The organism is Candidatus Sodalis sp. SoCistrobi, assembly GCF_900143145.1.
Taxonomy (GTDB): domain Bacteria; phylum Pseudomonadota; class Gammaproteobacteria; order Enterobacterales; family Enterobacteriaceae; genus SoCistrobi.
This window is the reverse complement of sequence record NZ_FRDB01000092.1, coordinates 1-10,831: the sequence shown is the minus strand read 5'-3', so window position 1 is coordinate 10,831 and position 10,831 is coordinate 1. Positions and strand designations below refer to the sequence as shown.

The window sequence follows — 10,831 nt, the reverse complement described above, 5'->3', positions numbered from 1 at the left end:
CGGCGACTCCTACGATAATGCGATGGCAGAGAGTATCAACGGGTTGTACAAAACGGAGGTTATCCACCGCGGGAGCTGGAAAAACCGGACGGAAGTGGAGTTGGCCACGCTGGACTGGGTGGACTGGTACAACAACAGAAGGCTGCTCGGGCGGCTGGGTTACATCCCTCCTACTGAAGCCGAAATGAACTATTACGCTTTGCAATTAGCATCAGAGGAAGCGGCGTAGTATTGCCAAAATTACTCTCTAATAAACTCGGGGTTATTCACTCTACGCGCATGCCGCTCACCAAAGCCGGAAAACACACGCTTTGACGCTCGTCATCCCATTGCTCCAAATCGGGAAAATGGATCGCCTGGTTCATGCACTCAGCTCCGCGCGCAACGTTTCCAGCACTGGCAACACCGAGGGTAGAACGCCATGCCACAGTAAGAAAGACGAGGCCGCCTGGCCCACCAGCATACCGAGCCCATCGGCGCAGCTCAGCGCGCCATGCCGGCGGCCCCAGGTAATGAACGGCGTGTCGCCTTGTTGATAATACATGTCGTAACAACAGACCGATGATGTAATGAGCGATGCCGGCAGCGGCGGGATACTACCTTGCACACCCGTGGATGTCGCATTAATAATCAGATCGTAATCCGGCGTGTCCAGGCGCTCTAGCGGCAGCGCGCTAATATCGCCCATAGAGTGGTAAAACCCGACCAGCTCCTGCGCGCGCGGGAAAGTGCGGTTAGTCAGCACCACTTTGCAGCCGTAGGCCAGCAGCGGCAGGATCACCCCCCGCGCCGCGCCGCCGGCCCCTACTAACAGAACACGGCTATCCTGGCGCAGTAGGTTGAGACGCTGTAAATCGCTGACCAGACCAATGCCGTCGGTGTTGTCCCCCAGCAAAGAGCCGTCCGGCTGTTGCTTGATGGTATTCACCGCCCCGGCCATAGCACCCCGCTCGGTGAGTTGATCGCACAGCGAGAAGGCACGCTCTTTAAACGGCAGGGTGATATTCGCCCCCAAACCGCCCGTGTCGAAAAACTGCCGCAGCGTTTGCTCAAAGCCCTCCAGCGGCGCCAGTACCCGGCCATAGGGATGGGTAATACCGGTTTCGGCGGCAAATAGCGCATGGATGCGCGGCGAACGACTATGGTTAATCGGATTACCAAAAACGGCAAAGGTCTCCATGGTGTCACTCCGGTTGTAATCAGCCCTGACGAATCAATTCGCCGCTCAGAGCATCGCGAATTTCGGAGGGGTTGAGTCGTCCTTCCACCGCCTCGTCCAATACCGGGAAAGCGGCGCCCAATTGCTCACGCACTTCATTGGCGCTACGCGCCGGCGGTTGACCGGTCAGATTAGCGCTGGTGGACACCAGAGGCTTACCGAACGCAAGACAAAGCCGTCGTACGGGTTCAAAGGCGCAGACACGCACCGCCAGGTATGCATATTGCCCTGTAAGCCAGCGCGGGGTAGCCGGACGTGCCGGTATCACCCACGTCACGGGACCGGGCCAGCTGGCGAAGATCCGCGCCCGTGCAGCATCGTTTAATGCGTCGTCGTCGATATAATCCATTAACTGGGCATAATCAGCAGCGACCAGAATCAACCCTTTTTGCCACGGGCGCTGTTTTAACGCCAATAGCGCCTGGACCGCGCTTTCGCTGTCCGGGTCGCAGCCCAACCCGAAAACGGCCTCCGTCGGATAAGCAATAACCTGCTGCTGACGCAGCGCCTTGACCAGACTCGTCAGGTCCGGCGAGCGGGATTCATTCATCATCGTCGTTTGTCGCTACCGCCCGGCCGCAATTCTTATCAGCGCAAAACCGCTTGATGCCGCGGGCGGTGTTTTTCGCCATCAATAACGGGAAATGGCAATACTCGCATTCTCCCGCCACAGGTTGATTATTCAAGGCATATTTACAGGCGGGATACCGATCGCAAGCGTAAAAACTTTTGCCAAAACGTGAGGTGCGCTGCACCAGTTTACCGGAACGGCACTCGGGACAGGTAAATGCCGTGGTGTCGGCCACCGCCGTAGGTGCAATGTAATCGCATTGGGGATAATTAGAGCAGCCGATAAACATACCAAAGCGCCCCTGGCGCAAAACCAACGTAGACTGACAGGCCGGGCAAAGCTGCCCTTCAAGCACTTTTACCACATGTCCGTCGCCGTGGGACTTCAGCGGACGAATATAGACACATTGCGGGTAATGAGAGCAGCCCAGAAAGGGGCCGTGCTGGCCGGAGCGAATAACAAGCTCTGCCCCGCATTCGGGGCAGGACTCCGTGTGCTTCGCGGCAAAAAGCGCAGCTTTGGTCATAACGTTAATTCATCTTTAAAGCATCAATGCAGACGCTGTTCGTCTTCTTCAAAAACCAAATCTTCCATTTGCTGATAGGCATTTTCGCAACCGGGAATATTGAACAGCACCATAAGAATAACCCACTTCAGATCTTCCAGATCAAATTCCGCCGCGTCCAGTGCCATCACACGATCGATGACCATCTCACGGGTTTCAAGGTTTAACACCTGAATCTGTTCGAGAAATAACAAGAAACCGCGACAGTCGGTATCCAGGAACTGACTTTCTTCATCAGTATAGATTCGCATGGCAAGCGGATCGGCATTCAGCGCATAAGCTCTGCCCGTTCCATCCTGCAAATCAGCCAATTTCTCCAGCCAGTTTAACGCATTATAAATATCGTCCTGATGAAAGCCCACCCGGGTAAGGTCATCGGTCAATTTATCCTGATCCACGCGCATTTCGACTTCATTGTGGATGTAGGTTTCAAACAAATACATTAGTACGTCGAACATGGCCTGCCCTCCTTAATCGGACATAGCCGCCGGGTACAACTGCGATCCATCCTGCTAACTCCAGTTCGAGCAGTTTCACCACCACCTCTGGCACAGGTTGGCCGGCACGTTCAGCGACGACGTCAACAGGTGTAACCTCATCCCCTACGTTAGCCAACACATCGGCAAATGGCAATTTAACTTCGCATTCTGGTGCAGAAATAATTTCCGTCTTGTTCGGCGCCAACCATTTCAAGTCACCGCATAGCTGCTCGAATATCTCCTCCGGTCGGGTAATAAGTGTCGCGCCCTGACGGATAAGCCAGTGGGTGCCGTCACTGGAAGGGCTGCCCAGCGGGCCGGGCAAAGCGAACACCTCCCGTCCCTGATCCAGCGCACAACGCGCCGTGACCAGCGAACCGCTTTTCATTGCCGCCTCGACCACCAGCACACCCAGGCTCAAACCGCTAATCAAACGATTACGAAAAGGAAAATGCATCGCCAGCGGCGGCGCAAAAGGCAAAAATTCCGAAACCAGCGCACCGTGTTGCACGACAATATCGGCGGCCAACCGACGGTGCTGGCGGGGATAGCCGTAACCGATCCCACAGCCCAGGACCGCCACGGTCTTTCCGCCGGCGGCCAGCGCCGCACGGTGACAAACGCCATCAATACCCAGCGCCAGACCGCTGGTGATGGTCAGCCCGGCAGCCGACAGTTGGCCGGCGAAGCAGTCGCCCCATTGTTTACCGTACAGACTGTATTGCCGACTGCCGACCATTGCCAGTTGCCGCGTTTCCAGGCAGGCCGGATCCCCGGCGACAAAAAGCGCCGGCGGCGGGCAGTCGAGAGTGGCTAGCCGACATGGATAGCGCGGATCGGTGATGGCAAGCACATGATGGCCCGGTTGTGCCAGCCAGCGGCGCGCGGCCGCCAATTCCCCCGACGGGCAATGTTGGTAACGCTGGTGCTGTCGCGGGGTTAGAACCGCCTTTAATAACGTTTGCGTGTCCGAGGGGGCCGAATCCGCCGTTTTGGTTAAATATGCCTTGATCCGGGCCCCGTTCACCCCCTTTACCGCCGCCATGCGCAGCCACATTTCGTTTGATGGCATTTCCCCTCCTTCCCTTCCCTGGCGAACGGCCGGCGCCGGGACATTTCCTGTCCAATGCTGTCAATCAGTCCCGGAAATGTCTAGAATAAGGGTAAATATCGATTTCATACTCAGATGCAGATTCAAACCACTATGTCATTATTGCAGGTATTACATTATCCCGATGGGCGACTGCGCAAAGTCGCCAAACCCGTCGTTGATGTTAATGACGCCGTCCGCCGCATCGTGGATGATATGTTTGAAACTATGTACGCCGAAGAAGGTATCGGCCTGGCCGCCACCCAGGTCGATATCCACCAGCGGATCATCGTGATCGATGTCTCTGAAAGCCGCGATCAGCGCCTGGTGCTGATTAATCCCGAACTCCTGGAGCAAAGCGGCGAGGCAGGCATTGATGAAGGCTGCCTGTCGATCCCCGATCAACGTGGCTTTGTTCCTCGGGCCGAAAAGGTGAAGGTGCGGGCGCTGGATCGCGACGGTACCCGTTTCGAGCTTGAGGCGGATGATCTGCTGGCGATCTGTATTCAGCATGAGATGGATCATCTGGTTGGCAAGCTGTTTGTCGATTACCTCTCGCCGCTAAAACGTCAGCGCATTCGTCAAAAAATGGAAAAACTGGCGCGCATGACCGCGCGGGCGGAAAAGTAACCCATCGCCATAGGAAATATCGTGTCCGACTCTTTACGAATCCTGTTCGCCGGTACGCCGGATTTTGCCGCGCGTCATCTGGACGCATTGATTAGTGCCAAACAGCAGGTGGTCGGTGTGTTCACCCAGCCGGATCGGCCCGCAGGCCGTGGCAACCGCCTGACCCCCAGTCCGGTGAAGCAATTGGCTGAGCGGCATGATCTGCCGGTGTTTCAGCCCGTTTCGCTGCGCAAACCCGAGGGTCAACGGAGCGTGGCGGCGCTGAAGGCGGATATCATGGTGGTCGTGGCCTACGGCCTGATCCTCCCCCAGGTCGTGTTGGACCTGCCGCGGCTCGGCTGTATCAATGTGCATGGTTCGCTGCTGCCGCGCTGGCGTGGAGCAGCGCCGATCCAGCGAGCATTATGGGCCGGCGACGATCGCACAGGCGTGACGATTATGCAGATGGATGCCGGCCTCGATACCGGCGCCATGCTGCATAAGGCCGTGTGCGCTATCCAGCCTGACGATACCAGCGCCTCGTTGTATGACAAACTGGCGCAAATCGGGCCCGATGCTCTCTTGTCGACGCTGACCCAGATCGCTGCAGGCCGCGCCGCAGCAGTGCCGCAAGATAACGCGCTCGCCACCTACGCGGAAAAACTCAGCAAGGAAGAAGCCCGGCTCGACTGGCGTCTTCCCGCGGCGCAGCTTGAGCGTTGCATCCGTGCCTTCAATCCCTGGCCCATCAGCTATTTTCCGCTGGCGGAACAGCCGATTAAAGTTTGGGCCGCCAGCGTTGATGACGGGCAGACGTCTTCACAGGCGCCCGGTACGATACTGGCCGCCGACAAGGCCGGCATCCACGTCGCCACCGGCGACGGTGTATTGACGCTGACGCAGTTGCAGCCGGCGGGTAAAAAAGCGATGTCGGTTCAGGATTTGCTCAATTCACGCCGTGAATGGTTTATTCCCGGCACACTTCTGGATTAATCTTCACCTGCAGGGTGAACCGGCGGCTTCGTCCATCGGTTATAAAGCGAGCGCCCCACGGCCCGGTCAGCTATGAAAACACAGTATAATCTCCGCGTTATCGCCGCCAGAGCGGTGGCGCAGGTGTTGGATCAGGGTCAGTCCCTTGGCGCCCTGTTACCCCCGCTGCAGGCTCCTTTGAGCGAGAAGGACCGCGCGCTGCTGCAGGAGCTGTGCTTCGGCATTATGCGCGTCCTGCCGCAGTTGGAATGGCTACTGCGTCAATTAATGGCAAAGCCGCTGACCGGGAAACAACGCCCGGTACATTATTTGCTAATGGTTGGCCTGTATCAGTTGATATACACCCGCATTCCTCCGCATGCCGCGCTGGCTGAGACGGTTGAGGGCGCGGTGGCGATGAAACGGCCACAGCTCAAGGGGTTGATTAACGGCGTGTTGCGCCAGTTTCAGCGCCAACAGCCAGCCTTGTTGGCCGACGCCGAGCGGCAGGATATCCGCCATCTGCACCCCTCCTGGTTGCAAAAACGGATCCTGGCCGCCTGGCCGGCGCAATATGCACAGATCATCGACGCCAACAATCAACGGCCGCCGATGTGGTTGCGAGTCAATCGGCTGCACCACAGCCGTGACGCCTATCTGGCACTGCTGGCCGATGCGGAGATCGCCGCCGTCGCGCACCCGCAATTGCCGGACGCCATCAGGCTGGAAACGCCGTGCAACGTCGGCCGCCTGCCCGGCTTCGATCGGGGCTGGGTAACGGTGCAAGATGCTTCGGCACAGGACTGCGCCTTGCTGCTTGCGCCCCGGGACGGCGAGACTATCCTTGATTTATGCGCCGCGCCCGGCGGCAAGACCACCCATATACTTGAAATCGCGCCCGCGGCGCGGGTTATGGCGGTGGATGTGGATGCGCAGCGCGCGGCTCGCATCCATGACAATCTACAGCGTCTTGGCATGCAGGCGGAGGTGACGATTGGCGACGGACGCACGCCGGACGATTGGCGCAACGGCACGCTTTTCGATCGCATCCTGCTGGACGCCCCCTGCTCGGCGACCGGCGTCATACGTCGTCATCCAGATATCAAATGGCTGCGCCGCGACGGCGACATTGCCGAGCTAGCCGAATTGCAGCGGCAGATCCTGTACGCCGCCTGGCGAGTCCTGAAGCCCGGCGGCACATTGCTGTATGCCACCTGTTCGATTTTGCCGGAAGAGAACCGCGGGCAAATTGCCGCGTTCCTCGCCGACCACCCCGACGCCCTGCTGCAGGAAACAGGTGATGCCGCCGCACCTGGCCTGCAATGTTTGCCGTCGCCGACCTCGGGCGATGGTTTCTTTTACGCTAAGATGATAAAAGAGACACAGGCCTGCTGATGCCAGATGATAAACGGTAAGCACACCGATTAACGGCGCAGATGATAACGGCAAGCGCACCAGTTAACGGCGCAGATGATAACGGCAAGCGCACCGATTACGGCGCAGATGATAACGGTAAGCCAACCGATTAGCGGCGCAGATAATAAACCGTAAGTGCACCGATTAACGGCGCAGAACTAAACGGTAAGCGCACCCGCTGCGGGTGCGCCTGGCTGAACACAACGGGTCCTCTATGAAAATCATCATTCTTGGTGCAGGGCAGGTCGGCGGTACATTGGCGGAAAACCTGGTGGGTGAGAATAATGACATCACCATCGTCGATACCAATCCTGACCAGTTGCGCCAACTGCAGGATAAATTCGACCTGCGAGCGATCCAGGGACACGGATCGCATCCGCGGGTTCTGCGCGATGCCGGGGCGGAGGATGCCGATATGCTGGTGGCGGTTACCAACTCCGATGAAACCAATATGATTGCCTGTCAGATAGCCTATACACTTTTCAAAACGCCAAACCGCATCGCCCGCATCCGCTCCCATGATTATGTCCGCGAAGCGGAGCGGCTGTTTTCCCCCGAAGCGGTGCCTATTGATCATTTGATTTCCCCAGAGCAGCTGGTCACCGACAACATCTACAAGCTGATTGAATATCCTGGGGCGCTGCAGGTAGTCAATTTTGCGGAAAGCAAAGTTAGTCTGGTGGCGGTAAAGGCCTATTATGGCGGGCCGCTGGTGGGTAATGCCCTTTCTTCGCTACGCGAGCATATGCCGCATATCGAAACCCGTGTCGCGGCAATATTTCGTCAGGACCGGTCGATTCGTCCGCAGGGTTCGACCATTATCGAGGCGGGCGACGAGGTGTTTTTTGTTGTTGCCTCACAGCATATTCGCGCGGTAATGAGTGAAATGCAGCGGCTGGAAAAACCCTATAAGCGCATCATGATCGTCGGCGGCGGCAATATCGGCGCCGGTCTGGCTTATCGGCTGGAAAAAGATTACAGCGTGAAGTTGATAGAGCGTGATCAGGAACGCGCCGCGGAACTGGCGGAAAGGCTGCATGACACCATCGTGTTTTACGGCGATGCCTCAGATCAAGAGCTGCTGGCGCAGGAGCACATAGAGCAGATTGACGTTTTTATCGCCATTACCAACGACGATGAAGCCAATATCATGTCCGCCATGCTGGCCAAACGCATGGGCGCGAAAAAAGTGTTGGTACTTATCCAACGGCGCGCCTATGTGGATCTAGTGCAGGGCAGCGTGATTGATATCGCCATTTCCCCGCAACAGGCCACGATTTCAGCGCTACTCGGGCACGTGCGCAAAGCGGATATCGTCAGCGTTTCCTCGCTGCGGCGCGGGGTGGCGGAGGCGATTGAGGCCATCGCCCACGGCGATGAAAGTACCTCCCGCGTGGTCGGCCGCCTTATCGATGCCATCAAGCTGCCGCCTGGTACCATTATCGGCGCCATTGTGCGCGGCGACGAAGTGATTATCGCTAACCGCAACAGCCGCATCGCGCAGGGCGACCATGTGATCATGTTCCTGACCGACAAAAAGTTTGTCAGCGATGTGGAAAGGCTGTTCCAACCCAGCCCCTTTTTCCTCTAAGCGTCAGTAAGCAGCCGACCTATTCGGAAAAATACCCGCTGGTAAATCATTCATCCTTTGTTAGACTTAGTTCATTCAAAAATGATGGAGCAAGCCTATGAGTTTCTTACAAGAATTCCGCAAATTCGCGATGCGTGGCAATGTGGTCGACCTGGCGATCGGTATTATCATCGGTGCCGCTTTCGGCAAAATCGTCTCATCTTTAGTGGCCAACGTCATTATGCCGCCGCTGGGGTTACTGATCGGCGGGATTGATTTTAAGCAATTCAGTTGGGTGTTAAAGCCGGCGCAAGGCGACACGCCGGCGGTGGTGATGGAATACGGGATTTTCCTGCAAAATATCTTTGATTTCATCATCGTAGCCTTTGCCGTGTTCTGTATCATCAACCTGATAAACCGAGTGCGGAAGAGACACTGCTTACCGAGATCTCCTGAAACAGCAGAACAATGCTGTAGCGCCGGGTACAACGACGATAAGCGGCCAGACGCCGCCGCCTAAACTTTAAATCATTGAACGGCTTTTAGCGGGCAACCTTTATCCGCCAGGGCCCGAAAGTGAAAAAGAAAACCAGTGGCAATCGTACCGATGATGCGTTTGCCACTGGCCTCCCAGTTCCCTTTTGATTTCTGCTTACGGCTGTAACTGCCCTTACCCTTCTTGTTTTTTTCCCGCCGTTGACGAAACAGCGGATCGTGCAGCAGTGCCGCAAGCGCATTGTCTTGAATCGTGCCTTTGGTGTGGCGGTAGTTATCGTCCATCGTCATTCTCTTGTGAGTTAGAAAAAATAATTCAACGTTATTTGCGTTATCTGCGCCCAGATCGGCTAAATCGCGCACGCAGTTGTTGCTGATAATGTTGATGTAAAAAGTCGGTGCTAACGCCGGCCAGACGCAGCTTCAGCTCCAGCAGCCGTAGCCGTAGCCGTAGCCGTAGCCGGGCGTCCAGAGGCGCAAAACGAGGGTCATCCTCGCACAGCGTCTTGAGCAAATCCGCCAGTTGCAGGGCTTCTTTACGATCCTGCAGTTCCGCCGGCAGGTAGCCTGCGTTTTTGAGTAGCCGGTATCCGGTCCGCAGCTCTGCCGGCACGGCGCTGTCGTCATCCAGCCGCAGCGGCTTGCCATAGCCGGGCAGTGCAGTGAACTGTCCCGCCTGCTGCGCTTGCAGTATATGACGTTCGGCCCAGTCGTCAACAATGCCCATGCTTGTACCTTAGTTAAGTTGGCGCGACGATATGACTGTCGCCAAACGTCAGCACGTTAGACCCATGACGAATTATAGCGGAGTCATTTTACGCAAAAAACCCCTGCAACACTACCCGACTGCCAATACGCCACGCGCTGGCACGCTGCGCGCGGTCACCCTAAAATGCCGCCAATCCCTTGTCTTGTTAGCCAATTGGCCGTTTTGGCTCTTAATCTCAAAGCCCTTTATTACGCGGTTGCGGCAGTAACCTATATCAGCACTTTTATCCTCAGCGCGGCGCCTGTTTAGCTCTGTCAATGTATGCAACATATTTTTACATTGGTAATGTAAATAAGTATATTTCTCATTTATTTTATCAATATTAATTACAAGCCAAATAATTTCACATAATTCTGGCTTAGTATCACCTTGATGCCGAACGACGATAACAAATGAGATAGGAGATGTAATGTTTGCCGCCAATGATTCATCAGTGGGGCGCGGTCCATCGTTCCTGGCCGCCGCCATTGCCTTGGCATTGATGCCTGGCGCCGCCTTTGCCGCCACCACTGCGACCGATAGCACCGATGACACCATCGTAGTAAAGGGAACCGCAGACGCCGGTGCGGCGACGGACAGCCAGAATCAAGATTACAGCGTGCCCACCACCACCAGCGGCACGAAAATGCCCATGGTGTTGCGCGATATCCCGCAATCGGTCAGCATTATCAGCCAGCAGCGTATGGAGGATCAGCAACTCCAGTCGCTAGGTGATGTGATGACCTACACCACCGGAATTAGCAGAAATCTGTCTGGCTCGGATCGCGATCTTTATTATTCACGCGGTTTTCTCATCGACAACTATATGGTCGATGGCATTCCCACCTATTTCGAGTCACGCTGGAATTTGGGTGATTCTTCAACCGATACCGCACTGTATGATCGGGTAGAAGTGGTGCGGGGCGCAAATGGGTTGATGACGGGGACGGGCAATCCCTCTGCGTCGATCTGAATCACCCCGGATAAATTAGAGTCTATACTTTAAAAGTGGAGGTCTCTATGACAACGACCAAACGTTACTCTCCGGAAGTCCGTGAACGGGCAGTTAATCTAGTGCTGGAAACTCAGCATGAGCA

14 protein-coding genes and 2 pseudogenes are annotated in these 10,831 nt (G+C 56.2%); 7 read left to right on the top strand and 9 right to left on the bottom strand.

From position 1 onward, the window contains the following. The coding region (locus CINSTRO3249_RS08040; RefSeq protein WP_143146879.1) for an integrase core domain-containing protein at positions 1-229 on the top strand (229 nt) is incomplete at its 5' end. Between the two features lie 49 nt (positions 230-278). On the opposite strand, the pseudogene CINSTRO3249_RS08035 reads toward CINSTRO3249_RS08040, so the two are convergent. The 6 genes and pseudogenes from CINSTRO3249_RS08035 to dprA form a co-directional block, all read right to left on the bottom strand. Continuing rightward, a pseudogene (locus tag CINSTRO3249_RS08035) lies at positions 279-365 on the bottom strand (DUF1488 family protein); the annotation flags it as partial. After that, positions 362-1,180, bottom strand: a complete 819-nt coding sequence (gene aroE / locus CINSTRO3249_RS08030; protein WP_074012893.1) for a shikimate dehydrogenase — start codon at positions 1,178-1,180, stop codon at positions 362-364. The gene aroE and the pseudogene CINSTRO3249_RS08035, both read right to left, overlap by 4 nt. A gap of 19 nt (positions 1,181-1,199) precedes the next feature. Next, positions 1,200-1,769 (bottom strand): L-threonylcarbamoyladenylate synthase type 1 TsaC, encoded by a 570-nt coding sequence (locus tag CINSTRO3249_RS08025; protein ID WP_074012895.1) that lies wholly within the window; start codon positions 1,767-1,769, stop codon positions 1,200-1,202. Further along, positions 1,762-2,316, bottom strand: coding sequence for a DNA topoisomerase family protein (locus CINSTRO3249_RS08020; RefSeq protein ID WP_074012892.1), 555 nt, complete (start codon positions 2,314-2,316; stop codon positions 1,762-1,764). The genes CINSTRO3249_RS08025 and CINSTRO3249_RS08020 overlap by 8 nt, the downstream gene beginning before the upstream one ends. Positions 2,317-2,339: 23 nt before the next feature. Then, positions 2,340-2,813: a DUF494 family protein gene (locus CINSTRO3249_RS08015; protein ID WP_074012891.1), complete on the bottom strand. Its 474-nt coding sequence runs from the start codon at positions 2,811-2,813 to the stop codon at positions 2,340-2,342. Next, complete coding sequence (gene dprA / locus CINSTRO3249_RS08010) at positions 2,785-3,906, bottom strand: DNA-protecting protein DprA (protein WP_074012890.1); 1,122 nt, start codon at positions 3,904-3,906, stop codon at positions 2,785-2,787. Before dprA ends, CINSTRO3249_RS08015 begins: the two co-directional genes overlap by 29 nt. A 132-nt stretch (positions 3,907-4,038) precedes the next feature. Between dprA and def the strand changes: the two genes are divergently transcribed. The 5 genes from def to mscL all read left to right on the top strand — a co-directional run bounded on the left by def (position 4,039) and on the right by mscL (position 9,011). Further along, positions 4,039-4,554 carry a peptide deformylase gene (gene def / locus CINSTRO3249_RS08005; protein ID WP_084790157.1) on the top strand — a complete coding sequence of 172 codons (516 nt, stop codon included), beginning with the start codon at positions 4,039-4,041 and terminating at the stop codon, positions 4,552-4,554. A 21-nt stretch (positions 4,555-4,575) separates the two neighbouring features. After that, the gene (gene fmt, locus CINSTRO3249_RS08000; RefSeq protein WP_074012888.1) at positions 4,576-5,526 is read left to right on the top strand and encodes a methionyl-tRNA formyltransferase; all 951 of its coding nucleotides are present in this window, start codon (positions 4,576-4,578) and stop codon (positions 5,524-5,526) included. 72 nt (positions 5,527-5,598) lie between these two features. Next, a complete protein-coding gene (gene rsmB, locus CINSTRO3249_RS07995) occupies positions 5,599-6,900 on the top strand; it encodes a 16S rRNA (cytosine(967)-C(5))-methyltransferase RsmB (RefSeq protein ID WP_074012887.1) in 1,302 nt (433 codons plus the stop codon). Positions 6,901-7,135: 235 nt separating this feature from the next. After that, a complete protein-coding gene (gene trkA, locus CINSTRO3249_RS07990; protein WP_074012886.1) occupies positions 7,136-8,512 on the top strand; it encodes a Trk system potassium transporter TrkA in 1,377 nt (458 codons plus the stop codon). Between the two features lie 97 nt (positions 8,513-8,609). Then, the gene (gene mscL, locus CINSTRO3249_RS07985; RefSeq protein ID WP_074012885.1) at positions 8,610-9,011 is read left to right on the top strand and encodes a large-conductance mechanosensitive channel protein MscL; all 402 of its coding nucleotides are present in this window, start codon (positions 8,610-8,612) and stop codon (positions 9,009-9,011) included. 8 nt (positions 9,012-9,019) lie between these two features. Here the strand turns inward: mscL and CINSTRO3249_RS07980 are convergent, their stop codons facing one another. From CINSTRO3249_RS07980 to CINSTRO3249_RS16525, 3 genes are all read right to left on the bottom strand, one after another. Further along, complete coding sequence (locus tag CINSTRO3249_RS07980; RefSeq protein ID WP_074012884.1) at positions 9,020-9,271, bottom strand: alternative ribosome-rescue factor A; 252 nt, start codon at positions 9,269-9,271, stop codon at positions 9,020-9,022. Between the two features lie 46 nt (positions 9,272-9,317). Beyond that, positions 9,318-9,713, bottom strand: coding sequence for a DnaJ family domain-containing protein (locus CINSTRO3249_RS07975; protein WP_074012883.1), 396 nt, complete (start codon positions 9,711-9,713; stop codon positions 9,318-9,320). A gap of 111 nt (positions 9,714-9,824) precedes the next feature. Beyond that, complete coding sequence (locus CINSTRO3249_RS16525) at positions 9,825-10,178, bottom strand: hypothetical protein (RefSeq protein WP_125933150.1); 354 nt, start codon at positions 10,176-10,178, stop codon at positions 9,825-9,827. On the opposite strand from CINSTRO3249_RS16525, the pseudogene CINSTRO3249_RS07970 reads away from it, so the two are divergent. Further along, a pseudogene (locus CINSTRO3249_RS07970) lies at positions 10,165-10,704 on the top strand (TonB-dependent receptor plug domain-containing protein); the annotation flags it as partial. The gene CINSTRO3249_RS16525 and the pseudogene CINSTRO3249_RS07970 overlap by 14 nt on opposite strands. Positions 10,705-10,831 lie beyond the last annotated feature (127 nt).

Coding starts and splice junctions, on each gene's coding strand:
- rsmB (WP_074012887.1), top strand. CDS start 5,599: ATGAAAACACAGTATAATCTCCGCGTTATCGCCGCCAGAGCGGTGGCG.
- CINSTRO3249_RS08020 (WP_074012892.1), bottom strand. CDS start 2,316: ATGACCAAAGCTGCGCTTTTTGCCGCGAAGCACACGGAGTCCTGCCCC.
- aroE (WP_074012893.1), bottom strand. CDS start 1,180: ATGGAGACCTTTGCCGTTTTTGGTAATCCGATTAACCATAGTCGTTCG.
- def (WP_084790157.1), top strand. CDS start 4,039: ATGTCATTATTGCAGGTATTACATTATCCCGATGGGCGACTGCGCAAA.
- dprA (WP_074012890.1), bottom strand. CDS start 3,906: ATGCCATCAAACGAAATGTGGCTGCGCATGGCGGCGGTAAAGGGGGTG.
- mscL (WP_074012885.1), top strand. CDS start 8,610: ATGAGTTTCTTACAAGAATTCCGCAAATTCGCGATGCGTGGCAATGTG.
- CINSTRO3249_RS08025 (WP_074012895.1), bottom strand. CDS start 1,769: ATGAATGAATCCCGCTCGCCGGACCTGACGAGTCTGGTCAAGGCGCTG.
- CINSTRO3249_RS08015 (WP_074012891.1), bottom strand. CDS start 2,813: ATGTTCGACGTACTAATGTATTTGTTTGAAACCTACATCCACAATGAA.
- trkA (WP_074012886.1), top strand. CDS start 7,136: ATGAAAATCATCATTCTTGGTGCAGGGCAGGTCGGCGGTACATTGGCG.
- CINSTRO3249_RS07975 (WP_074012883.1), bottom strand. CDS start 9,713: ATGGGCATTGTTGACGACTGGGCCGAACGTCATATACTGCAAGCGCAG.
- CINSTRO3249_RS07980 (WP_074012884.1), bottom strand. CDS start 9,271: ATGGACGATAACTACCGCCACACCAAAGGCACGATTCAAGACAATGCG.